The following is a 22,677-nucleotide window of genomic DNA, read 5'->3' on the forward strand; positions in this document are numbered from 1 at the left end:
GATTATCTCGCCATTTTTAGCACTGGGGTTTCCGCTATCCCGTTGTGCAACTGCTCCAATACGTTATTTAATTCCGTTTCAACAACTACTAGGCTTTGCAGCCATTCAACTTCTGTTGGTCTTAATGCGCGGCCCAATCGCTCGGCAACAATTATGCGCAGGTCTATTTCATCGAGTACCTTGCCTTTACGCTTAGGTGCTTGAGTAATTTGCTTAGCCACAGGACTATCTGGTGTAATCGTTTCGCCCTTGGGCGCAATGCGCGTTTCGTGCTCAACGTTCTTAAGGTGCGAATGGGCAACCAACTTGCCGTTGAACGGCGCGGCTTTGGTTTTTTTAGCTTTCGCTATGTCTTCATCGCTCATGTTGGGGTATGCCAGCCTGTCTGCTGCTTTCACTGCGTTTTGCGTGGCATTATCAGCTTGGCTTGCATAGCGTTCGCCAATCACCGGTGCATCAATGCGGAACCCTGCAACATCAAATTTCAATGGTTTAACCTGGTGATACACCACATCATCGAGGGGGGTTTTAATACCCACCATCAAATCAGGTGACTCGCCCACAATCACAGGGCTCACCTCTATGGTCATGCCATTTAAAATGTGCTCAAGAGCCGATACGTCGTAAATCAACTGAGACTTAGTTATGGGGTGGCGATAAGTCACGGTTAAATCACCTTTTACCTTGCGCGTCTCACCTTCTTTGGTGAGCAGCAAGCGGCAAATTTGCTCGTCAGGCAACTGGCGTAAACGCTGTCTATATTCAGGCTGGTAAATCATTAGCCATGCGTCTAAACGCGGCATTTTATGTCGAGAATGAAAACATTTTTGGCCTTTAATTTTGTTTGCATTATAGGCTTCTTGCCATGCCCAAGCTGTCGCATTTAGCTCGTCTACACTGCTCACAGGCTCCATCAGCAAGCGGCTTTCAAACTGGGTTTCAACCAAGTCGTTACCGTTTTCAACGCTGCCTTTTGCGCGTGGGCTTCCCGCTTTATGCTCTTCACATTTAACTTGCAAACTCTTCAGCACATTCTTAATTGCTTTAGAGCTGTTGGCAGAGCCTTTATCCCATACCAGCATTTCAGGCACGCCCATGAATGCCGAACCATCATGAACAGACCAACACCACATCAGAAAATCAAACAAGTTAGCAGTGGTTTCGCCAGCCGCCTGATAATACTTAACACGCACAGCACCGCTAAAGTGATCAGTGAGCACGTAACGCCACACCCGTAAGTTTTTTATGCTGTCTAAATTGTCGGGTTTGTTCGCATAAAAATGGCTTTCGTCCATGTATGACTGGCGATACCCTTTTACTTTTCGGTTTTTGCGTTCAGGTGGGTAATAAAGCAAACAATAACTGGGGTCTACTTGGTGTACATGATTCGGCCCTAAGCTACGCAATTGCGTGTGTGGAGTCGCTTTATCCAACATATGAATACTTGCATTGTGGCGAGCTAGTACACGGCTGATCTGGCTAGGGCTAACGCTATCGTAACCATTTGCAGCTAAAATAGACTTAGCAACTGGCACATGCATAGTGCGCTTGCCATTGGCCCTCACAGACTGATTAAGTAAAGACACCATAACTTCTAGTGACTCGTCACTCATGCTTGTACTACCTGCATCACTGCGCTTAGCTTTGCCACTTTCCCAACCTAAGCTTTTTAGCCTGCGGTAAAGCGCATCTTTACTTAACCCCAGCGTTTTACAGGCTTCTTCACGTATCGTCCCCTTTTGCCCATGTCCTGCGTTGTCTAGCTGTTGTGCCCAATATTCTATGGAGAGTGCATTCATTCGATCACCTCCGTAGCTTCAAAGCCCATTTCGGCCAGCCATTCACCGCTGGGCTTGGCGTCATCTAAACCACCATAAGTGCGGTATAGTTCATTCCATACATGCGCAAGTTGAGTTAGTAAAATTTTGCTGTCGGCATACATTGCAGATTTAGCAGCGTCGTAGGTTTTGTCGTCCATCGTGATCGTTTCAAGTTGCTCACTCAGCACCAGCATTTGGTTGCAACCTTCGCGGATCTGGTTTTGGGTTTTAGCCAGTGCTTCAAAAAAGCTTTTTGCTTCACCTTTCCATTTTTCAGCGCTGAATTTTTTGCTATCTAAGTCAGCTTTTAACTCAATGATCGTGCTTTCTTTTGACGTTGCACTATCACGCGACACTTTCAGCATTCGCTCTGTTGCATCTAGCTCTTGTGCAAGTTTGTCTTTGTCTTTTTTGTGTTTGGTTTTTAGCACGTCGATGAGTTCTTGAAGTGTTTCTTTATCTCCTGTTTCAACGGCTTCAGACTCAATCACAAGTTGCTGTTCACCTTCATCCAATTGACGGACAGCTCTTAAATCTTTATACGCTAAACCCATTTTTTGCGCGGATTCAAAAAACTGTTCTCCGAAATGACGTAAGTTCAATATACGCTCATCTACATGCTGCCTACTTTCTCCCACGATATGATCACAAACATCCGCCCAAGTGCTGATGGTCAGCAGTTTCCCCTCAGGTGTGTAAATAGTTATCCCCTTGTATTTTTTAGATTTCTTTACCTCATCTAATATCTTCAATTCGCTGACGGTCAGCATTTTTGATGCAAAATTAAAAGCTTGAGCACGACCTAGCTGCATTAAAACTTCTTGCATATCGGCCATTTCAGACTGTTGCTGTACTTTCAAATCAATCATGTCTGTTACGCTTAAATCACCCATAACATCACCTTATTAACCCATAGTTATTACGCTCAATTTGCAATGCACTCAGTGCCGTCGTAAACGTATGTGCAACGGTATTGCTGATTTGCACAGGCTTTTTATGCAATCGCCAACGGTTTTGGTTTGTGCTTAAACGCTCAGCCCAGCCCGCTTGCTCTAAGTTAGTGAGCACGCGAGTCATATCAGAGGCTAAACATTCAAGTTCAGCGGCGAGTTTGCCTGATTCAACGCCCTCGACCTCATGGCCTGCCATGAGTTCAATAACTTTCAATACGCGCTGTACTTGAGGTGAAATATATTTGCTGTTTCTGTCGCTGTTATTAGTCATACAGCCTCCTTTACGTTGTCGCTCATGAAGCTGTCAACGCACTCAGGGCATACGCTTTCAAAGCTAAATTGTTCTGCTTCTATTGCACGCCAGCCCACTCTGTTTGCCGCGTGTAACCACTCTGTTTTAGTAATATTCACTTCGCTGGCGCGTTCTTCACGCTTACAACACATACACTTAACATTGGGCAATTTTTCAACTGAGTGAATGTGGCTAAGCAACATAGGTTTTGCTAATACACTCATACAGCCCCCCCGTACGACTGCGTAGCCAACACTAAAAGTTGCTCAGCACTCATTAATTGCTTAGCTGCATAGCGTGAACAAACCGCATTAATATTGTTGCTTTTTTGCTCTGAAAACCGTTTTTTGGGCGCAACTTGGTCTTTGATATGTTTCATAAGAGTTCCTTATTTATGCAGTGAAGTTATTTCGCTGGGGTGTTGTGATGAGGAAGATATAGCAGCTTGCTCTAATATTTGTGCAAACATATTTTCTGACTGTTTCAACATTTGCTGTGCTTGTAGTGCAAGCTCTGCTGCACTGACCATTGATAACCCTCGGCCATCAACTGGACTAAAATCAATCGGCGCTAATAACGCACTAAAAGGCTCAACTGATCGTGTTGCCCAGCAAAACGCGGGTAAATATTCAGCGGGCATTTTGGTTGGTGCACTGGCACTAAACCACTTACTAAAAATATCTTTAGTGATCATCTTTTCACCGCCAAGGGCTTCGTTCATACGATCTATAACCATTGGGCGAGAAAATGGCCCATTGTCTACAGCGCGCTTTAACGCAGCTAACAAAGCGAATGTGAGATCACACTTTGGTGCATCGTCACTTTTTAACATACTGGTCTCCACTATGTGTTTAGGAGTTAACATTTACTGCCACCTTTTTGTATTTTTTGTTCCTGTTTTAGGCTGGCAAAAGTGCTGGCAAAAATTGCCAGTAGATTTGCCATGACGTTTGCAACGCTCGGGTTTATGCTGTGTTTAAAAGATAACTGGGGTGGCACTTCATTTAATCCCTTAACAACAGTGCTAACACATAAACAAACGAGAGAACGAGGAATAAACATAATGAATAACGACCTTAACCAATCAGTAGATACGCTCTTTGATTCAGTTGCCGCTATAAACTCCTTTATTACAGCGCTGGCCGAGGTGCTTACTCCGAGTCTTGCAGAAGCCATGGTGCCTACTCTTGATCTTTCAATTGATGAGATGGAACAAGACCCTCAGGTGAACCAGAGTGCTCTGCTGTTGTTGAACGGGTGGCGCAATCACCTTGCACAGCGTTCGCGTGCCAAATTGAACGTGCGACGACTGACGACAGTATCGACTTGCCATTAGCGCGGCGGCTTGAAGCAAAGACCGATTCCATCATTGTTGCTGTTGGGGTTTGTGTTGGGTTGAATAAGTTCATGGTCATAACTCCTAAGATGCTAGTAATTGACGAATTTCAGAAACAGCGGCACTTTTCTCTTTGAGTGTGGGCCGCTTAATGATCCCTTCATGGTTCGGGAATACTTCTGCTAAGGGTTTATTTATGACCCTTGAAATACAATCGGCAATTTTTAACGATTTGGAATGACCATTTATTGTGTGAGAAACCGCAGCTAATTTAACGTCCAGAGCCTCAGCTATCATAGATAGTGTGTAGCCCTCGGCTGCAATTGCTTGTTTAATTTCCTTTGCTTTCATAGTAAAGTACCCTTTGGTTAACCTTTTGTATGGTTTTGGCGAACGTTGCAAAAGGTTTGTTTAAGTTGAGTTTAGTATAGGGTTCAAATGTGAACCCTGTCAATAAGTTTCCCACATATGAACCATTATTTAGTTAAAGAAAGAGAACGCTTAGAGCTTCAGCAAAAGCAAGTCTATGATTCTATTGGTGTTGGAAAGTCAACATATTACAGATGGGAGAGTGGAAACCCGATACCGTCAGATAAGCTGGCTGATTTAGCGCGTCTGGGGTTTGATGTTAATTATGTAGTTACAGGACAAAGGCTTAGTAAAAGTGAAGATAGCGTAACATGCTTTACACAAGACAATTTAAAAAAGGCAATTAGCTCGTTTATTTACAACACGGCCGAATTAGGTCTATTAACGAAAGCACCTAATACAAATGTGTCATCTCTAGTCGATATGGCTGTCTATAGCTTATATAAAGAAATTGGGCAGGATTATTTACCTGTCAAAGTTGCTGAAACCGATTTAAAAGCGAAGTAATTAATTATCATCCAAAGGTAGTTTAATTAAATTTGCGGAGCTACCTTGTAGGCTGCTTTCACATAATGCATTGAACTCTTCAGCTTCTTTCTTCCAATCTACTAGTGCGATATATTTCAAGAATTGATCATTAATGTCATCAATTCTGTTTCTTTTTCTTAGTAACATATACGCTTTAGCCCCTAATCCCTCAGCTTCAAATGCATCAGCAAGAGCATAATCTTTCGGCCCTCCCCGTAATCTAAACGCGGAATGTAGAAGTGCCCCGATTAATACAAGCAATAACGCGAAATATAAAGCACTAAACATTTTGATTCCTTTGACTTAATTTATTTTTCCATATGAAAATTAGTAAAGGCATTGTTATTATCACTGTAATTGCGATATTGCCCGTATTTATACCGACTGTATAAAGTTGTGTTAAATGATGAGTGCCAAAAAGATCTAACTCGAAATGTCTTATTGTTTGTAATAACGCTAATAATGAGTACGCAACCATTATGCTTAATGAAGTAAATCCGATACTTATTTTATGTCTCCAATGGACAAAAAAGATCACGAAAATGCAAAGAACATCTAATGTTGCCCAAGTCGCATACCAATAAATAAGGTTGTCATCTGAGCTTGATACAAATTCATTTAGAAAAGGCTCAATCCTAAGATTGATAAATTGTGATAGAACCCAGACTACAGCTGCAATATAGTACGAACGAGAACCTATTTTTATACCATACATCACCATTGGTGCGATGACAGAAACCAACCATATCCATGTATTTATCTCGTGCAACTTATTTTCGTAGTCTGGAAACATCTTTACAACTCAACTCATTAAGGCATTTTTCTTTGAAAAAAATAAGATGGGTAAGTTGGTGCAACAGCCCTAGGTTTATTACCAGGATCATTACCACTGCCATTCCCACCCGATACTAAACTCAATAGCTGATCTGGCAAGGTTGTCGTCAAATTATTCTTTATGTTTTTTTTCATACTTAAAAGTCCTCTAAATTTGGAGCTTGAAGCTTACCACTTTAAATGTACTTATCTTTTAAACTAGATTAAAAAAAACATCTAATGAGTTAGATTCCTTGCTAAACCCACATTATTAATTAACAACAATATAACACTTGGGTTAATGTTTTGTATAGTATGGTTAATGCGTTTTGTAAAAAAATGCAAAAAATTATCTATTAAGCTAAAAACCTAAGTAATTTTTTAACCCAGGTTAAAATACACTCTCTACAGCATTCGGCATTCTGTTAACAAACAGATTGGAGCCGAGACTAATGCTGACACATCAACAACTAGAGCACTACAAACAACAACCCGAAATTGCAGCCGCACTAATTGGCTACAGCGATGCGTTTTGCCGCAGTGTGTTAACAATTTTGTATTTAGAGGGCGGCCTGCGCGATGACGGCGGTATTAACAATATTGCGTCAGACCGTGGCGGCTTAACCAAATTTGGCATTAGCCAGCGCGCATACCCGCAAACCGATATAGCAAATTTAAAAATTGGCACGGCCATTCGCTACTTCTACCGAGATTATTGGGAACCAATGCATTGTGACGAGCTAAACGCAGGTGTTGCACTCATGCTGCTTGACGGCACAGTGCAGCATGGCTTAAACGGCATGACACGCATTGTGCAGCGTACCGTTGATGCTGAGGTTGATGGTGTGTTTGGTTCACGCACACTTAAAAAGTGCCACGCTATTTTGCCTAACCTATTCATTAGCCAATTGATCAGCCGTCGTGGCTACCGCTACGCCCGCATTTGCTTAGACGACCCAACCCAACAGCCCAACCTGCGCGGCTGGATGAACCGCCTAGGCCACATTACCGAGCGCAGCTATGCGGGTTTATATCATGGGGTGTAACTGGGAATGGAGTTTAAACCAAGGCCGAATTAAGCGCTTAAATGCTGAGGTTTTGGCACGTAAAAACGGCCAACCGTTTGATGCTCAAAAGATACCGCTACATAGCCATGACGGCACCATGCAATCAAAATTTGCTCATGGATGGCACTCGGTAACTGAAACCGACATACGCCGAAAACTCAGCCCCGACAATACATACATAGATGTGCGCCGTAGGTTAGCTGAAAAATTTGGTGAACGTGATGAATAACTGGGTGGGCTTAGGCACAGTGCTTGGCAACTTGCTTGATGATGTTTTTACGTCTGACGAAGAGAAGATGCAGCTAAACAATGAGCTAAAGCGCATCGACAATTTAATTGTCAGCGAGCGTTTGCAGCTCGAAAGCAAAGTGATTGAGCTACAGGGCAAAGTGCTTGCCGCACAATCTCAAATTATAACCGCTGAAGCCAAGGGCGAAAGCGCATTACAACGCTGCTGGCGACCCATCACCATGCTCACGTTCTTAGTGCTCATTATATGTGACTCATTCGGTTTGCTCGCGTTTCGGCTCAGCGAGCAAGCGTGGGAACTGTTGCAGCTCGGCATTGGTGGTTATGTCGTTGGCCGAACCATTGAGAAGACCGCTCCCAGCGTTAAAAGCATGGCGACTTCAGCAATTCACAACATAAGGAAACCAAGCAATGGATGAAGCCGACAGAGCCCAAAAAATCATTGAAGAGTCATTGCAGCGCAAGCTCGATGAACATAGCAAAAAGTTTGCGGGCCCTGACATTGATTTAGACGAATGCGAGGAATGCGGTGCTGAGATACCAGCCGCGAGAAAAGCCGCAATTCATAACTGTACAACATGCGTTCATTGCCAAGAGCTGATAGAGCGCGAACAAAGATTATTTAGGACGTAATCATGTATGAGCTTTTTCAGAAGTGGCAAACAGTCATTGTGTGGGCGCTCGGTGTGATGGGTGTATTCATCATGGCATTTTTGTATGTGCGATTCCCTTCGCGCAAAGAGTTTAATAGTTACAAAGTCACCGCACAGCAGCAAGTAAGCGACACGCAAAGCAATGTACAAGAACAACTCAGCAAACACAAAACAGAGTTACACGAGCAACTAGGCGCTCATAAAAATGAGCTGCAAGAGCAACTAGCAGAAGTTAGACGCGGCGTTAGCGATGATGTACGCGAGCTTGAACGGCGCATTGAAAAAATGCCCACAAGTGATGACTTACACGACCTCGAATTAAAAATTGAACGACTAAACACCAACATTGAATCGGTAAAGCCTGGGCTGAGTAATGTGCAAAAGCTCACTGACTTGCTGATGGAAAACGAACTAAGAGAGAAACGTAATGAGTGAAATATTAATAACCCTGTTTGCCCTAATTGGCGCAGGTTTTGGGCTAGGTATTGGGGCTTATTTTGGCGTTACCGTCGTCAGCGTAATAGGCACTTTAATCGAATTTATTTCTTACAAAATAAATAACAGCATCATTAAACTCAGAGGTAAACACAATGCCAATTCTTGATGTACAAGCTGAACACCAACGGATCAGCATATTAATAGCGCTTAAAGAGTCGTCAGACTACGGCGCAAATACAAGCATGTTACGCGACGTGCTTAAACGCTTTGGCCTTGGGTGTAGCCTCGACCAACTTAAAACCCTGCTTAACTGGCTAGAGCAAAACGGCTACGTTAAAAATGAAAAGCTCAGTGAAAATACATGGGTTGCACGCATTACTAGCGCAGGCGTTGAGGTTGCTGAGGGCTCAAGCACTGTGCCTGGTATTAAACGCCCCGCACCTCGGAGCCTGTGACTATGGATAAAGTCAGGCGTAGCAAACCCAGCAAAGTTGACGAGTTGCCCGAAGACATTAAAAAAACGCTAGATGAGATGTTGCGTGATAGTGGCAATTCTCAAGCTGATATTTTGATCGCAATTAATCAACAGATCCTCGATGCGGGGTTAGATGAAGAAGCCACCATTTCACGCTCTGGCCTAAGTCGTCATGCACAAAAAACGGAGGCCATAGGTAAACGATTACGAGAACTGCGAGCAACAACGCAAGCATTGACAGCAGAGCTTGGCGACAAGCCCACTGGCGACACAACCAAAATGATCTTAGAGATGGGTCGTTCTCAGTTATTTAGTGCCATGCAAAAGCAAATGCTCAACCCTGATGAAGATGACGACGTTGACATAGGCATGATTAAAGATGCCATGCTAGCCGCTCAGCGACTTGAGTCTACAGCCATGGCAGCACACAAACGTGAAAAAGACATACGTAAAGCATTCGCTGAAGAAGCGGCCAATGCAGTTGAAGAAAGCGCTATCCAAGCGGGCCTAACAGAGGAAGGTGCTCAGCTCATTAAAAATCAAATCTTAGGGATAGCGTAATGGCTGCCAAAGTTAATCAAGCGCAATTAGCAAAAGTTGAAGAGCAAACGTTAGTTGCAGAGATTGCGCTATCTGACTTACAAAAAAAGTTAGAGCAATGCGACGAGTATGAAAAGAGATTCGGACTGCCTCTTTATATTCCCTTTGATCCTAAAGAGCTGTTGCTTGGTTATCAAAAGCGTTGGATTGCCGATCAGTCCCCACTCAAAATTGCTGAAAAGAGCCGACGCACAGGTATTACATGGGCAGAAGCCGCAGATGCAGTATTAGAAGCCAGTAAAAGTAAAGAAGCCCAAGGCACTAACCATTTTTATGTGGGCTCTAATAAAGAGATGGCACGTGAATTTATTGAAGCTGCCGCCATGTGGGCCAAAGCATTTGATAAAGTGGCAGGCGACATTCAAGAAGAGATCTTTATTGATGACGGCCAAGATGGCAAAGAGATTTTAACGTTTGTTGTTTACTTTGCCAGTGGGTTTAAAATTCAAGCTCTCAGCTCTAACCCTGCAAACTTGCGTGGTATGCAAGGTAACGTAACCATTGATGAAGCCGCATTCCATGAGCGTTTAGCTGAAGTACTAAAAGCAGCACTTGCACTTACTATGTGGGGCGCTAAAGTGCGTTTGATCAGCACACATAACGGTGTAGATAATCTATTCAACGAACTAATCAAAGATAGCCGAGCAGGTAAAAAGCGTTATTCAGTGCATACCATCACGATCTCTGATGCCTGCAAAGAAGGGCTATATCAGCGTATTTGCCAGCGCCAAAAAAAGCAGTGGACGCGCGACACTGAGAGCAAATGGATTGATGACTTAATCAACGATACGGCAAGCGTGGAAGATGCCCGGGAAGAATACTTTTGTGAGCCTAAAAAAGGTGGCGGTACTTACATAGCCCGTGTGCTGATTGAAGCGGCGATGAAAAAAGGCATACCCATCATTAGTTATGATGCGCCTGACGACTTCATTACATGGACTGAGCAAGCCCAGCGCTCAGAGATAGACGCATGGATAAAAGAACATCTTGATCCGCTTCTAGAAAAACTCAACCCTGAGTTTAATCACGCATTTGGTGAAGACTTTGCAAGGCGCGGAGATTTAACCGTATTTGTACCATTAGAAATTGCGTTTGATTTATATAAGCGTGTGCCATTCTTAGTTGAGCTAACTAACCTCACTTACGACATGCAGCGCCATGTAATGCTGCACTTAACCACGCGCTTGCCTCGTTTGATAGGCTTGGCATTTGATGCAACAGGTAATGGTGGTTATTTGGCTGAAGCCGCAGCACTGCACTTTGGCACAGAAATGGTTGAACAGGTGATGCTTAACGACAATTGGTATCGTGAGTGGATGCCAAAACTTAAAGCCGAATTTGAAGATCAAAATCTAGATATCCCCAAACACCAAGACATACTCGGTGATATGCAAAAAATCAGTGTTCGCAACGGCACGCCAAAAATTGATAAGGGTTCAGACAAGGGCAGTGACGGCAGACAGCGCCACGGTGATTTTGCCGTAGGTATTGCTATGGCAAACCGTGCAAGCTGGATGGATGGCAGCGCCATTGAGTATACACCTCTACCCAGCAGCAATGGCGCTTATGATCCTGACAACGATGACGAATACGAATTAGACGCGCTGGAAGCCAGCGGAGGATGCTATTAAATGGCTCAATCAAAAATTGTAGATATTCACGGCCAGCATTTTGAGCTGGATTTAGACGAGCAGCAAACTGACGATAACGCCCGCGTTCAGCAGTTGATGAAGCGCTACAGCGACCACCCAACGCAAGGGCTAACACCGCAAAAGTTAACGCGCTCAATGCGTCGTGTTGAACAAGGCGACTTGGCAGCGTTGGCTGACTTAGCAACAGACATGGAAGACAAAGACAGCCATTTAATTGCAGAACTAGGCAAACGCCGCCGCGCGGTTCGCTCACTCCCTTGGATAATAAAACCACCGCGCAATGCAACGGAGCAAGAGAAAAAAGATGCAGCGCTAATTACTGAGATTTTAGAGGATGCAACATGGTTTAACGACTTGTTGTTTGATCTCACTGACGGTGTTTTAAAATCATTCAGTGCGTGCGAACTGCAATGGGAGTTCTACGAGAAAACCCATGTTATTAGCGCCGCCAATTTTAGAGAGCAAGGCTTGTTCCAAACTGCGCTTGATAACCGCAACGAACTACGATTACGTAGTGACGATCCTAATGGTATTGTGCTCAACCCGTTTGGCTGGGTAACGCATGTTAGCCGCAGCAAAAGTGGCTATCTACATCGAGCAGGATTAACGTCTAACCTTGCTTGGCCGCACTTATTTAAAAATTACAGCATACGTGACTTAGCCGAGTTTTTAGAGATATACGGGCTACCATCAAAGATTGGTAAATACCCCGCAGGCGCAAGCACCAAAGAGAAAGCCACATTGATGCGGGCAGTTTTATCAATAGGCCACAATGCAGGCGGCATAATCCCGCGCGGAATGGAGATTGATTTTAAAGAAGCGGCCAAGGGCCAAGCCGACCCGTTTTTAAACTTTGTTGCGTGGTGTGAAAAAACACAAAGTAAAGCATTGCTCGGTGGCACGTTGACAGGCCAAGCAGACGGCGCAACGTCTACCAACGCACTGGGCCGTGTGCATCAAGATGTAATGGACGACATTATAGAAAGTGATGCAATGGAGCTGGCAGCAACAATCACCCGCGATATTGTTTACCCATTGTTTGCGCTCAATGGCAGCTCATATAATGGCCCGCGGCGAGCACCACGCTTTGAGTTTGATTTGAGCGAAGCGGAAGACATAAAACTATACGCCGAGAGCGTACCAAAATTGGTTGATGTGGGTATGCCGATACCAGTTCGTTATATGCAAGATAAGCTGCAAATACCCGCCCCAGAAAAAGACGAGCCTGTTTTAACACGTGTGAGTGCGACACCCGCAGAGCCAGCGGCACTTAAAACCGCTGCACTCAAAACAACTGAGCGTAATGAACCTGAAGATGACTTGGCTGCAATTGAAGAGCAACTACGCACGGTTGCTGGGCCATTGATAGACACGCTCATAGAGCCAGTTAAACAGGCGGTTTTAAAAGCGCAAAGTTTAGAGCAGTTGCGCGATTCAATTATTGATTTGGCTGGCGAACTAGACACAACAGAACTTGGCGCACAAATGCAATTAGCCATAGCGGCTAGTACGCTATTAGGTCGCATGGAGGTCAACGATGGTCGTTGAGTACGGTGCGCTGCCATTTACCGAAGCGATCCAGTTTTTTAGGGATAAACTCAGCCTACCAAGCGATAGCTGGGATGAAATATGGCAAGAGGCACACGACCACGGTTTTATTATCGCTGGGGCCATTGAAGAAGATTTGATCGAGAGCCTGCGCGAAGCGGTAGACAAAGCGATTGCTGATGGCATTAGCTTAAAAGAGTTTCAAGCCCAGTTTGTTGAGATTGTCAAAAAAGCTGGCTGGGACTACAACGGCACACCGAGCTGGCGCAGCCATGTGATTTACGAGACTAATTTGCGTCAGTCGTACAACGCAGGGCGCTGGCAGCAACTGCAAGCTGTAAAGGAGACTCGCCCGTACTGGATGTATCGCCATGGCGACAGCGAGAACCCGCGTGAATTGCATTTGAGATGGCACACGCTCGTTTTACCAGCGGATGACCCATGGTGGCGTGAGCACTATCCCAGCAATGGCTGGGGGTGTAAATGCAGAGTATTTGCAGTGAATGACCGTGACTTGAAACGCTTAGGCTTGCCTGTTGGCACCGCCCCCAACGATGGCACATACGACTGGGTAAACAAAAAAACAGGTGAAGTACATATTGTACCACTGGGTATCGACCCTGGTTTTGACTATGCACCAGGTGCAATTAAACCAAGTGAGCGACTAGCGCAAATACGGAGCGAGCAATGAGCGGCGTTAAACTCAATATTAATTTTGACAGTAAGCATGTAGCCCGCGAACTCAACGAACTAGTTGATAGCGTGCAAGACCGCACAGCGCTACACCGCGACATTGGCGAGTACATGCAGCTATCTACCGCTGAGCGTTTTGCAAAAGAGCAAGCGCCAGACGGCACACCATGGGAGCCGCTGAAAGAGTCCACCAAAAAGCGTAAAACTAAAAACCGTAATAGCATTTTACGTGAGAATGATTTTTTACGTGACACCCTCGCGTATGACGCTAGTAGTGATGCCATGGAGTTTGGTTCTAATCGAGTACAAGCCGCATTGATGCAATGGGGTGGCACCGATGACATGGCACCAGGGCCAGCAGCAGTAGAAGCCCGCGCGTTTGTGGGTGTGAGTAATGACGATGAGGACGAGATTATGCAACTCGCCGATGATTTTTTAATGCCCGCTGTGCGCCACTAGAGCGCACTCAGCACGTTTATAGCTGCGATGGTGTGACTCAAGCAGAGATAATGGCGTTAAACCCGTTTCGGAACGTTTCTAAGTTGGCTAATAATATTTTTGAGACTACAGTTATTACTAATCAGACTAAAAGAACTTTTTGAAGGATAATTAAAAGGACAGGTGTTCAATGAAGAAACCAACTGGTGTAAGCCGAAGAATTCATCAATCCTTTAAGCATCTTCAAGAAAATGATTTTGAAGGGTCTCTAGTTAATTTATTTCCAGCCTTAGATAAAACCGCCAAGCGCAGGCGTGCGAAAGATGGTGTTGCTAGACGAATTAAAGCGTTCCTTGAAGAAGAGATGCCGCTAATATCAATAATTGCTATGGGGTGCTACATGCCAGTTAACTGTAATGGTAATAGGCTGTCAGACGTTTTATATAAATTCGGACGAACATCAATTGCACATGAAGGGGAATTAGATTCTAGACTTGAGATTAGCGCTAATGAAGATATCGTAATCAATGCGAATAAATGGCACTTACCAAGTGGCTTTATTTTGGGTATGGGCGTTGCGGTTATCACCGCCCCAGAAAATATCGATGAGTTTATTGAAATGCCATTTTCAATAGAAATATATGGAAAAAGGTTTAATACCTCTGAACTATGGGGAAACTCACCTCTGATAAAAGACCATATAGCAAACCACATTAAAAGCACTGAAATTTTCAAGTAAGTACGCATAATAAGAAGGCCGCGTTCACGGCCTTTTTTGGTTTTGTTAAAGTCTATAGAAGTCTTTATTCGTCCAACCAATTACCCCTTTGCACGTGCCTTCAAGTACCTGTACTTTGACAAAATTAGTTATACCGTTTTGATATTCACCTAACAATTTAACGCGCGCGTTTGCTTCTACATTATTACAACCTTTTACTCTTGCCCCCATTATTTCTGGCTTGTAAAGCATTGGAGACGCTCCACCTGATGTATGAATTAAACGTGGTCCTTTCTTGGGGTCAGATGCATTTTTTTCTTGCCATCCTGATTGCACTGAACTTTGCATTATCATTTTAAAAACAGTAAGTTTGCAACTATTACTATCACGCATTGCATCGGCCAGCTGAACTTGATTAACCCCAACCCACTCTTCAGCAACATATTGTGCATTCGCATTGCCATTAAGTTTCGCAAGTTTTTTCAGTACCCCCCCTAAGTTAGCCTTTAGATCTCCTTGTATTTCCAACTTGTGATTACTGCCATATGATTGAGGTGACTGGCAGATCTGGTTTGCGGTTTGTACTGCTAAATTAGCAACATCATGCTCAGCTGTTCGTGCGTAAGATAAGTCAGATAGACAAAGTAGCGAGCAAGCATAGAAAAACGTTCTTTTCATAAAAATCCTTTCAGTAGTTTATTAATTTGCGTTAACAAACATATCAGCAATTACATTTAGAAAAAAACACAACCATTTAATTTTTTAATCCAGTTTAAAATACATTTCCCGCGCTAAATCTGATACTGACCCCACGAACTAACACATGGTGTCAGCAATGCATAACCACAAAAACAAACCTGTCGTCAAACAGCAAGTGAAGTGCGCCCGCGCTATGGATGGCGCTCGTATGGCAGTTTTGTCAGCTCAATATAATGGTGCTGTTGGCACGGCAGTTTGTAAAATCTCTGGCATTGAGATTGACGAACACGGCGTAAGCCCCCGCGTACAAGTGTTGCCAGATGGATTTTTTAGTGCTGGCGATGGCCGCCCGCAAGACACCGAGCATAAAGCATGGCTGATGGATCAAGCTGCTTGGGCGTTGCTAAAGCACCATTTAGATGAGCGCACCAACGACCTACATTTTGACTACGAACACCAAACCATTTTTGCTGAAAGTAACGGCAAAGAAGCCCCCGCCGCAGGCTGGATCAAACCCGTTGCATTTGAATATGTGCCAGGGCAAGGCGTTTACGCGCTCAATGTTAAATGGAACGACAAGGCTGCGGCTTACCTGCGCAAAGACGAATACCGCTTTGTTAGCCCTGTATTTGATTACGGCTTTGATGGTCGCCCCATAAAGTTTAGACATTTCGCATTAACCAACGACCCAGGCTTGGACGGTATGGCTAAGGTCGTAGCACTAAAAACTGAAACAACTGGAGAAAACCCCATGAATGAAGCGATGCAACTGCTCGCGTTGCTTGGCGTAACGGTGGCCGAAGGCCAAGAGCCAACAGCAGAGCAATTTACTACCGCAACAACAGCACTTAAGGCAATGCAAGCTAAGGCTGAAGAAACAGCGACTTTGACGACTCAGTTAAGTGATGCCAACAACCAAGTTGCGGCATTAAAAGCCGCAGGCGGCAACGGTCAAGTTGACTTAACCAAGTGGGTACCGCGCGCTGACTATGACGCATTAGCAACCGAAACAGCAGCACTGCGTACTGAAAACAGCACGCTATCTATTGAACAGCAAATTGAAAAAGCCCATGAAGAGGGCCGAATTTCAAACGCTGAAACCAACTACTTTAAACAGCTTGGCGAACAACAAGGTTCAGCTGTCCTGAAGACTCAGCTAGATGCACGCACACCGATTGCAGCGCTAAAAAGTCAACAAACGACTACCACGCAAACGCCGCCGAAAGGCCAAGGTAATGATGAACTAGACAGTGCTGATTTGGCAGTGCTCAAAGCGTCGGGCCTCGATGTTGAAGCATTCAAAAAACAAAAAGGAGCGCAGTAATGAGCGCAATAGCAACTCGTGATGGTCGCTTTCGTGGCTACCCATTGGCAGGCGGTGAAAAACTCATCGCAAACAAGCCTGCAATTTTGAGCAGTGGATTATTGGTTTCAGTTGGTGCCGTTGGCATATGTGCCGGCGTTATGCGCGAAACCGTGGATAACAGCCAAGGTGTTGATAAAGCGGTCCGTGGCTCGGTTGAAATTGGCGAGCACATGTTCCCGAACAGTGGCGATATTAACGAAGCCCATGTGACACAAACCGCATTTTTTGTTGATGCAACCAGCAACCTTTCTATTGATTCAGCAACCAATACCCGCTCAACGGCTGGGACTATCACCGAAGTGGATAGTCGAGGCGTTTGGGTTAATTTAGGAGTTTAACATGGACATTACAGCAGACGTCGTTCGTTCAATTTACACGGGTGTACAGACCTCATTTCAACAAGGCCGTGCGCTATACACACCTACTTGGTCAAACATTGCCACTGAAGTATCGTCAACAACGGCCACTGAAGATTATGGATGGATGGGTGAGTTCTCAAAACTACGAGAGTGGATCGGTGACCGTGAAGTCAACAAGATGGAATTACACACCTACTCACTTAGAAACAAAAAGTTCGAAGGCACTGAAGGGATTTCAAAAGATTACATCGAAGACAATAGGCTAGGTGGCGTTTTCAAAAAATTTGAAGATATGGGTTATGCCGCTTCATCTCACCCTGACGAATTGGTCTACGAGTGCCTAGCAAATGGTACAAAGAACCTCTGCTACGACGGCCAACCATTTTTTGATGCTGAACACCCTATGGGTGACGGTAACAACAAAACATTGGTCTCTAATATTCAAGATGGTTCAGGTGTGCCTTGGTACTTGATGGATGCAAGACGCCCACTAAAGCCGCTTATTTTCCAAAAACGCCGAGATTACAAACTGACAGCAAAAACGGATGACGGCACGTCTGACCGCGTATTTATGGCCGACGAATATTTGTATGGTGTTGATGCTCGTGTAAATGCTGGTTACGGATTCTGGCAACAAGCATTTATGTCTAAAGCCGAACTCACCGCCGACAACTTCAATGCGGCATTTAAGCAAATGAGGCAGCTGAAAAGTGACAAAGGCCGTCCTCTTGGTATTAAGCCCAATCTTCTAGTTGTTGGTGCTGAGCACTTAGCAGCAGCAAATCAGCTTATCAAAGCAATGCAAAAAGCAGGCGGCGCAAGCAACACCAATTACAACCAGGTGCAAGTTCTTGATTCTGAGTGGTTGGACTAAGCCCAAATACATGGGGCTTAGCCCCCTCTTTTAAAAAGGTAGGAGCATGTTATGGAAACTCGTTTACCGTCTGTCACGGTACATAATCCGCGTCAGCAACATTATCACAGAGCTGGTTTTAAGTTTAAGTCGGGTAAAACCGAATTATCACCGGAGCAACTTACAAAGGAAGCACTGGCGATATTACGTGCTGATCCCCACATTCGCGTCACGGAAAGTTCGGCAACTCAGTTTACTCACGAAGGGTGCAGTTTGGACACATCGAGTGTGGGTGATGATTTGATTATTGATTGTTCAGGTGCACCTGAAGAGCTGGCCCACATCATCGCCGCTATTCATGCGTTGAACGCCGAAACACCACTAACCAAGCCGCCCAAAGTTGCAGACCTCGCGTGCGAAGTTGACGGTGTTGAAGGGCTAGTAACCCCAACCGCTGAGCAACGCGACGCCGCATGGAAGCTTTATCAGGAAAACAAACCAACGGTTGAGGCTGAATGATATGTACTGCACGCGCGATGATTTGATAGCACGGTTTGGTGAGTCTGAGTTAGTTGCGCTCACCGCAGAACGTGGCGAACAGGCGATAAACGAAACCCGTTTAACCAATGCGATTAACAGTGTGAACGAAGTGATTGATGCACATGTTGCCATGCGCTATCCACTACCGCTGCCAACTGTGCCAGGCATTTTAAAAGGCATTGCTGTCAACATTGTGCGTGCAGACATAGACAAACGCCCAGCGGAGCGTGTGACTGATGATAAAAAGTCAGCGATGCAGTTACTGAGCAAAATCAGCAAAGGTGAACTGAGTTTAGGATTAGAAACCAGCGAGCCTGCACCTCAAGCCTTGGATTTGGCCGAAATGCATTCGGCAGGCTCAGTGTTTGGGCGCGATGAAACAGGTGGCTGGATATGAGTTTATCAGCCTACTTGCGCGCAGTCCGCGACAAGCTCGACTCAACATTTCCAGGTTTACGCGAGTGTGAACTGCACCCAGGTACGGTAAATAGCGCTGAGTTGGATCGCATTGGCACAAAAACGCCGAGCATGTTGGTCACGCTCGGGTATGTTGAACCGCCAGAGTACATTCACGAGGGTTACGACCGCGCAATTATTCCCATGGTTTACATCATTACGGGGGGTAACGCAGACCAACAGTTAGAAGATGCCATTAATTATGTTGATGGTATTACCCAGCTCATTGAGGGCGAGGGTTTTGGTTACGAACTGGCACACCGTGCGTCTGACGTTGCCGCTAAAAACCTGTTTACCACCGCAACTGGCCGACACGCCACGAGTTTATGGGTGGTGCGCTGGCGTCAACTGGTGCGCTATGTGGAACCCCAAGCACCAGCAGAGCCAGTACCAACTGATTTATATGTGGGCATCACACCCGAAGTCGGTGCGGCGCATGAGCAAGACTATACGCAGGTGACGCCATGAGTTTTGAAGTAGCAGAATTGATGCGCCGTTTTGCCAATATGCTCATGTTGGGCACGATTGAAGAAGTGGACCATGACACACAAAAAGTGCGTGTTAAAGTCGGTGAATTAGTCACTGGCTGGCTGCCATGGCCCGCAGAGCTTGGGCGTAATTTTATTCGTTGGCGTCCGCTCAAGCCTGGCATTCAATGTTTGATTGCTTGCCCTGCGGGTGAGCCGACACAGGCCGTGATTATTCAATTGTTGTACACAACCGAGTTTCATTCCCCAAGTATCAGCGAGCACATGGACGTGCTCACTTTTAACGATGGCACACAGATTCAGTACGACAGTGAAAACAGCGAACTCGATGTGAACTGCGCTAAAGACGTGACCCTTAATATTGCGGGCAATGTCACTGCCCATGTTGTGGGTGATGTGGTTGCGACTGTGGATGGCTCAACCAGTTTTACCAGCGCCGGTGATTTTAACATTGAAGCTGGCGGCAACTTTAATGTGAAAGCCGCACAAACCAACATCGACAGCCCAGTGACACAAACGGGCGGCGATATGACGTCTGACGGTATATCAGCCCAAAAACACTTACATGCAGGCATTACGGCAGGACCAGGTAAAACAGGAGCGCCCGAATGATGAATGCAAACACAGGCCATGTAATTAGTGCCAAAGACCATTTAAAACAAAGTATTCGCGACATTCTCACAACCCCGCTGGGTAGCCGTGTAATGCGCCCTGATTATGGCTCAAAGCTACCACGATTAGTGGATGCGCCAAGTAACAACCAAACCCTCGTCGAAATTTATGCCGCCGTTGCTGGCGCGCTCAGACAATGGGAGCCGCGCTACAAACTCACTCGTGTAAAAGTAGCCAGCCACGGCAAAGGCCAAACGATGATTGATTTAGAAGGTATGTATTTAGTTGATGGCAAACCATTGATGTTAGAAGGGCTGATTGTATGAGTATCACCAATTTTTCAGCGATTGATTTAGACAAATTACCGCCGCCAAACATCATTGAACCACTCTCGTTTGAGCAGATTAAAAACGAGATGTTGAACGAGTATAAAGCTCGCTATGCAGACGCTGAAATCACACTGGCGAGTGAACCCGCAGTTAAACTCATTGAGGTATTTGCGTACCGAGAACTGATGGTACGTCAGCGCATCAACGAAGGTGCTGAAGCCGTGTTATTGGCAAAGGCCACCGACGTGGAGCTGGACTATTTAGGCACGCGTTTTGGTGTAGAACGCCAGCTCATTGATGCGGGTGACGCTGAGGCTAACCCACCCATTCCACCCACGTTTGAAACCAATGAACGGTATAGAGAGCGTATTCAACTGGCACTCGAAGGGTTTAGCACCGCAGGCCCCATCGGCGGCTATGTATTTCATGCACTCAAAGCCAGCCCACTCGTTAAAGACGTTGCAGTGGATGCACCGCAGTTTACCGTTGCGCAACTGACTGAAGAACAACGCGATCAACTCCCTGCAGGGACTGCCATATTGCAATGCACGTATGACGCGGGATTGAGCGACCCACAACCAGGTGATGTGGCGATTACCGTGTTATCAACTGAAGGTGTTGGCGCACCAAGCACCGAGCTAAACGCCGCAGTGATGGCCGCACTCAGCGCCGATGATGTGCGCCCACTCACAGATCATGTGCGATTGCGTGCAACTGAAATCACAGAATATGAGCTAAGCGCGACGTTACATTTATATCCTGGTCCCGATGCTGAAAGTGTGCGCGCTCAAGCCCAAGAAAGCGCACAAAGTTGGGTGAATGAAAATCATAAATTGGGCCGAGATATAACATTATCAGGGCTGTATGCCGCCCTACATTTACCAGGTGTGCAACGTGTTGAATTACATTCACCAAGCAATGATTTGGTGATGCTCGGTCATCAAGCCGCGTATTGTACAAACGTCGCTGTATTAGTTGGGAGCCGTAATGTCTGAGCAATTACTACCGCGCACAAGCAGTAAAAACGAAAAAGCGTTAGAGCAGTCCAGTGCCCGGGTAAATGACGTGCCCGTAAGAATTGGCGATTTATGGTCAGCGGAGCGATGCCCCGAACATTTATTGCCATGGTTGGCCCACGCACTCAGCGTGGATGAATGGGACAGCACATGGCCTGAAGCCATTAAACGCCGCGTTATCGCACAAAGCATTCCAATGCATCGAATCAAAGGCACAGCGGGTGCAGTTAAAAGCGCATTGGCGGCACTTAATGCCCATATTGAGCTTGAGGAGTGGTGGCAACATGGCGGTGTACCGCACACTGCAAAACTCATTGCATTGGTACGTCATAACTTAAACCAAACTGGCGATTCACTGCTTACACCAGCGCTGCAAGCGCAACTATGGCGCATTGTTGCGGCGATGAAGCCAACGAGAAGCCACATTGATTTTAATGTGGGTGTGCAGATGGACCAGCCAATGTCTATCACCTCTGCAACAACAAGCTGTAATGTACAGCGCATGGATTTTGCGGGTGGGCCTGATAACTCGCTGCACACCAGCGGCCACGTAATTCAGTCAGCGCACAGCAACATTGCCAATAGTCGAGCCGAGTTAACTGGCGCGCCAGACAACACACTACACACTAGCACCCATGTTGTGCAATCCGCTGCAAGCAACATAGCTAACGCCCGTGCGCAGTTGACAGGCGCACCCGATAACACGCTACCTAACGGTTCACACGTTATTGCGGCGAGCCTAAACACTACATGTATTCAAACAAATAGGATGGTATGCCAATGAGCGACTATACACCCATCATCACCCAAGCTGGCATTAATGCCGCCGCGAATGCCAAAGACTCGGGTATTCACATCAATATTAGCCACATTGCTGTGGGCACCGTGGGCTATACGCCAACGCGTGACCAAACTGCATTACGTAACGAACGTGACCGCTCGCCAGTCGTGAGCGTAGCCGATGCAGGCCCAGGGCAAATACATATCACCGCAGAGTTTAAAAGTGCCAGTGAATACCCTGTACGTGAAGTGGGCTTTTTTCTAGAAGACGGCACGCTATTCGCGGCCTGGTCACACCCCGACAACACGTTGTTTTATCAAACACCGCTGAGCACCGTCATTCAAGGTTTTGACTTGGTGCTGAGCGCGGTGCCTGTATCAGCAATTGATGTAACCACTACAGGCGATATCAACATGTTTTACGGCGCTGAGTTTATTGCCATGTGCGACGCACAAACTCGCATCGCAACAGCGCAAATTCAATCGAATCACAGAGAAATTTTACTCAACGACAGACTAATGACATTAGGAGTTTAA

37 protein-coding genes are annotated in these 22,677 nt (G+C 45.7%); 25 read left to right on the top strand and 12 right to left on the bottom strand.

Going from position 1 to position 22,677, the window contains the following annotated elements:
- Positions 1-2: 2 nt before the first annotated feature.
- The 9 genes from J8L98_RS02095 to J8L98_RS02135 are packed head-to-tail and all read right to left on the bottom strand — an operon-like array spanning position 3 to position 4,752.
- The gene (locus J8L98_RS02095; RefSeq protein WP_210995079.1) at positions 3-1,799 is read right to left on the bottom strand and encodes a DDE-type integrase/transposase/recombinase; all 1,797 of its coding nucleotides are present in this window, start codon (positions 1,797-1,799) and stop codon (positions 3-5) included.
- Entirely contained in the window at positions 1,796-2,713 is a 918-nt protein-coding gene (locus J8L98_RS02100) for a hypothetical protein (protein ID WP_210995080.1), read from the bottom strand. The genes J8L98_RS02095 and J8L98_RS02100 overlap by 4 nt, the downstream gene beginning before the upstream one ends.
- Before the next feature lie 4 nt (positions 2,714-2,717).
- On the bottom strand, positions 2,718-3,044 hold the full coding sequence (locus J8L98_RS02105; protein WP_210995081.1) for a hypothetical protein: 327 nt from the start codon (positions 3,042-3,044) through the stop codon (positions 2,718-2,720).
- Positions 3,041-3,289 (bottom strand): hypothetical protein, encoded by a 249-nt coding sequence (locus J8L98_RS02110; protein WP_210995082.1) that lies wholly within the window; start codon positions 3,287-3,289, stop codon positions 3,041-3,043. Before J8L98_RS02110 ends, J8L98_RS02105 begins: the two co-directional genes overlap by 4 nt.
- Positions 3,286-3,444 (bottom strand): hypothetical protein, encoded by a 159-nt coding sequence (locus J8L98_RS02115; protein ID WP_210995083.1) that lies wholly within the window; start codon positions 3,442-3,444, stop codon positions 3,286-3,288. Before J8L98_RS02115 ends, J8L98_RS02110 begins: the two co-directional genes overlap by 4 nt.
- Positions 3,445-3,453: 9 nt before the next feature.
- Positions 3,454-3,930, bottom strand: a complete 477-nt coding sequence (locus tag J8L98_RS02120; RefSeq protein ID WP_210995084.1) for a hypothetical protein — start codon at positions 3,928-3,930, stop codon at positions 3,454-3,456.
- Positions 3,924-4,241, bottom strand: coding sequence for a hypothetical protein (locus J8L98_RS02125; protein WP_210995085.1), 318 nt, complete (start codon positions 4,239-4,241; stop codon positions 3,924-3,926). The genes J8L98_RS02120 and J8L98_RS02125 overlap by 7 nt, the downstream gene beginning before the upstream one ends.
- 5 nt (positions 4,242-4,246) lie before the next feature.
- Positions 4,247-4,474: a hypothetical protein gene (locus J8L98_RS02130; RefSeq protein ID WP_210995086.1), complete on the bottom strand. Its 228-nt coding sequence runs from the start codon at positions 4,472-4,474 to the stop codon at positions 4,247-4,249.
- Positions 4,475-4,485: 11 nt separating this feature from the next.
- On the bottom strand, positions 4,486-4,752 hold the full coding sequence (locus J8L98_RS02135) for a DNA-binding protein (RefSeq protein ID WP_210995087.1): 267 nt from the start codon (positions 4,750-4,752) through the stop codon (positions 4,486-4,488).
- Between the two features lie 117 nt (positions 4,753-4,869).
- On the opposite strand from J8L98_RS02135, the gene J8L98_RS02140 reads away from it, so the two are divergent.
- Positions 4,870-5,277: a helix-turn-helix transcriptional regulator gene (locus tag J8L98_RS02140; protein ID WP_210995088.1), complete on the top strand. Its 408-nt coding sequence runs from the start codon at positions 4,870-4,872 to the stop codon at positions 5,275-5,277.
- On the opposite strand, the gene J8L98_RS02145 is transcribed toward J8L98_RS02140, so the two are convergent.
- Entirely contained in the window at positions 5,278-5,586 is a 309-nt protein-coding gene (locus J8L98_RS02145; RefSeq protein ID WP_210995089.1) for a hypothetical protein, read from the bottom strand.
- A 522-nt stretch (positions 5,587-6,108) separates the two neighbouring features.
- Positions 6,109-6,267 (bottom strand): hypothetical protein, encoded by a 159-nt coding sequence (locus tag J8L98_RS02150; RefSeq protein ID WP_210995090.1) that lies wholly within the window; start codon positions 6,265-6,267, stop codon positions 6,109-6,111.
- A 296-nt stretch (positions 6,268-6,563) separates the two neighbouring features.
- On the opposite strand from J8L98_RS02150, the gene J8L98_RS02155 reads away from it, so the two are divergent.
- The 13 genes from J8L98_RS02155 to J8L98_RS02215 all read left to right on the top strand — a co-directional run bounded on the left by J8L98_RS02155 (position 6,564) and on the right by J8L98_RS02215 (position 14,663).
- Positions 6,564-7,157 (top strand): glycosyl hydrolase 108 family protein, encoded by a 594-nt coding sequence (locus J8L98_RS02155; RefSeq protein ID WP_210995091.1) that lies wholly within the window; start codon positions 6,564-6,566, stop codon positions 7,155-7,157.
- Positions 7,147-7,407: a hypothetical protein gene (locus J8L98_RS02160; protein ID WP_210995092.1), complete on the top strand. Its 261-nt coding sequence runs from the start codon at positions 7,147-7,149 to the stop codon at positions 7,405-7,407. Before J8L98_RS02155 ends, J8L98_RS02160 begins: the two co-directional genes overlap by 11 nt.
- Entirely contained in the window at positions 7,400-7,846 is a 447-nt protein-coding gene (locus tag J8L98_RS02165) for a 3TM-type holin (protein ID WP_210995093.1), read from the top strand. Before J8L98_RS02160 ends, J8L98_RS02165 begins: the two co-directional genes overlap by 8 nt.
- Positions 7,839-8,060, top strand: coding sequence for a TraR/DksA C4-type zinc finger protein (locus J8L98_RS02170; RefSeq protein WP_210995094.1), 222 nt, complete (start codon positions 7,839-7,841; stop codon positions 8,058-8,060). The genes J8L98_RS02165 and J8L98_RS02170 overlap by 8 nt, the downstream gene beginning before the upstream one ends.
- A gap of 2 nt (positions 8,061-8,062) precedes the next feature.
- Positions 8,063-8,515: a DUF2730 family protein gene (locus J8L98_RS02175; protein ID WP_063875339.1), complete on the top strand. Its 453-nt coding sequence runs from the start codon at positions 8,063-8,065 to the stop codon at positions 8,513-8,515.
- Positions 8,508-8,684, top strand: coding sequence for a hypothetical protein (locus tag J8L98_RS02180; protein ID WP_210995095.1), 177 nt, complete (start codon positions 8,508-8,510; stop codon positions 8,682-8,684). Before J8L98_RS02175 ends, J8L98_RS02180 begins: the two co-directional genes overlap by 8 nt.
- Complete coding sequence (locus J8L98_RS02185; RefSeq protein ID WP_210995096.1) at positions 8,671-8,973, top strand: hypothetical protein; 303 nt, start codon at positions 8,671-8,673, stop codon at positions 8,971-8,973. Before J8L98_RS02180 ends, J8L98_RS02185 begins: the two co-directional genes overlap by 14 nt.
- 2 nt (positions 8,974-8,975) lie before the next feature.
- A complete protein-coding gene (locus tag J8L98_RS02190; protein ID WP_210995097.1) occupies positions 8,976-9,554 on the top strand; it encodes a DUF3486 family protein in 579 nt (192 codons plus the stop codon).
- Positions 9,554-11,224 (top strand): terminase family protein, encoded by a 1,671-nt coding sequence (locus J8L98_RS02195; RefSeq protein WP_210995098.1) that lies wholly within the window; start codon positions 9,554-9,556, stop codon positions 11,222-11,224. Before J8L98_RS02190 ends, J8L98_RS02195 begins: the two co-directional genes overlap by 1 nt.
- The gene (locus J8L98_RS02200) at positions 11,225-12,793 is read left to right on the top strand and encodes a DUF935 domain-containing protein (RefSeq protein ID WP_210995099.1); all 1,569 of its coding nucleotides are present in this window, start codon (positions 11,225-11,227) and stop codon (positions 12,791-12,793) included.
- Positions 12,783-13,484 (top strand): phage minor head protein, encoded by a 702-nt coding sequence (locus J8L98_RS02205; RefSeq protein ID WP_210995100.1) that lies wholly within the window; start codon positions 12,783-12,785, stop codon positions 13,482-13,484. The genes J8L98_RS02200 and J8L98_RS02205 overlap by 11 nt, the downstream gene beginning before the upstream one ends.
- Positions 13,481-13,945, top strand: coding sequence for a phage virion morphogenesis protein (locus tag J8L98_RS02210; RefSeq protein ID WP_210995101.1), 465 nt, complete (start codon positions 13,481-13,483; stop codon positions 13,943-13,945). Before J8L98_RS02205 ends, J8L98_RS02210 begins: the two co-directional genes overlap by 4 nt.
- A gap of 169 nt (positions 13,946-14,114) precedes the next feature.
- A complete protein-coding gene (locus tag J8L98_RS02215) occupies positions 14,115-14,663 on the top strand; it encodes a hypothetical protein (protein WP_210995102.1) in 549 nt (182 codons plus the stop codon).
- 45 nt (positions 14,664-14,708) lie between these two features.
- Here the strand turns inward: J8L98_RS02215 and J8L98_RS02220 are convergent, their stop codons facing one another.
- Positions 14,709-15,320, bottom strand: coding sequence for a hypothetical protein (locus J8L98_RS02220; protein WP_210995103.1), 612 nt, complete (start codon positions 15,318-15,320; stop codon positions 14,709-14,711).
- Between the two features lie 157 nt (positions 15,321-15,477).
- On the opposite strand from J8L98_RS02220, the gene J8L98_RS02225 reads away from it, so the two are divergent.
- Genes J8L98_RS02225 through J8L98_RS02275 form a run of 11 tightly spaced genes read left to right on the top strand, consistent with a single transcriptional unit; the run spans position 15,478 to position 22,677 of the window.
- Entirely contained in the window at positions 15,478-16,665 is a 1,188-nt protein-coding gene (locus J8L98_RS02225) for a phage protease (RefSeq protein ID WP_210995104.1), read from the top strand.
- The gene (locus J8L98_RS02230; protein WP_210995105.1) at positions 16,665-17,045 is read left to right on the top strand and encodes a hypothetical protein; all 381 of its coding nucleotides are present in this window, start codon (positions 16,665-16,667) and stop codon (positions 17,043-17,045) included. Before J8L98_RS02225 ends, J8L98_RS02230 begins: the two co-directional genes overlap by 1 nt.
- Position 17,046: 1 nt before the next feature.
- A complete protein-coding gene (locus J8L98_RS02235) occupies positions 17,047-17,940 on the top strand; it encodes a Mu-like prophage major head subunit gpT family protein (protein ID WP_210995106.1) in 894 nt (297 codons plus the stop codon).
- Between the two features lie 51 nt (positions 17,941-17,991).
- Entirely contained in the window at positions 17,992-18,438 is a 447-nt protein-coding gene (locus J8L98_RS02240; protein WP_210995107.1) for an HI1506-related protein, read from the top strand.
- A gap of 1 nt (position 18,439) precedes the next feature.
- The gene (locus J8L98_RS02245; RefSeq protein ID WP_210995108.1) at positions 18,440-18,856 is read left to right on the top strand and encodes a DUF1320 domain-containing protein; all 417 of its coding nucleotides are present in this window, start codon (positions 18,440-18,442) and stop codon (positions 18,854-18,856) included.
- Positions 18,853-19,383, top strand: a complete 531-nt coding sequence (locus J8L98_RS02250; RefSeq protein ID WP_210995109.1) for a hypothetical protein — start codon at positions 18,853-18,855, stop codon at positions 19,381-19,383. Before J8L98_RS02245 ends, J8L98_RS02250 begins: the two co-directional genes overlap by 4 nt.
- A complete protein-coding gene (locus J8L98_RS02255; protein ID WP_210995110.1) occupies positions 19,380-20,015 on the top strand; it encodes a phage baseplate assembly protein V in 636 nt (211 codons plus the stop codon). Before J8L98_RS02250 ends, J8L98_RS02255 begins: the two co-directional genes overlap by 4 nt.
- A complete protein-coding gene (locus J8L98_RS02260; RefSeq protein ID WP_210995111.1) occupies positions 20,012-20,341 on the top strand; it encodes a GPW/gp25 family protein in 330 nt (109 codons plus the stop codon). Before J8L98_RS02255 ends, J8L98_RS02260 begins: the two co-directional genes overlap by 4 nt.
- Positions 20,338-21,339: a baseplate J/gp47 family protein gene (locus J8L98_RS02265; RefSeq protein WP_210995112.1), complete on the top strand. Its 1,002-nt coding sequence runs from the start codon at positions 20,338-20,340 to the stop codon at positions 21,337-21,339. Before J8L98_RS02260 ends, J8L98_RS02265 begins: the two co-directional genes overlap by 4 nt.
- Positions 21,332-22,144, top strand: a complete 813-nt coding sequence (locus J8L98_RS02270; protein WP_210995113.1) for a phage tail protein I — start codon at positions 21,332-21,334, stop codon at positions 22,142-22,144. The genes J8L98_RS02265 and J8L98_RS02270 overlap by 8 nt, the downstream gene beginning before the upstream one ends.
- A complete protein-coding gene (locus J8L98_RS02275; RefSeq protein WP_210995114.1) occupies positions 22,141-22,677 on the top strand; it encodes a phage tail protein in 537 nt (178 codons plus the stop codon). Before J8L98_RS02270 ends, J8L98_RS02275 begins: the two co-directional genes overlap by 4 nt.

The sequence above is a fragment of the Pseudoalteromonas sp. MMG013 genome, from assembly GCF_018100885.1.
GTDB classification, from domain to species: Bacteria; Pseudomonadota; Gammaproteobacteria; order Enterobacterales; family Alteromonadaceae; genus Pseudoalteromonas; species Pseudoalteromonas aurantia.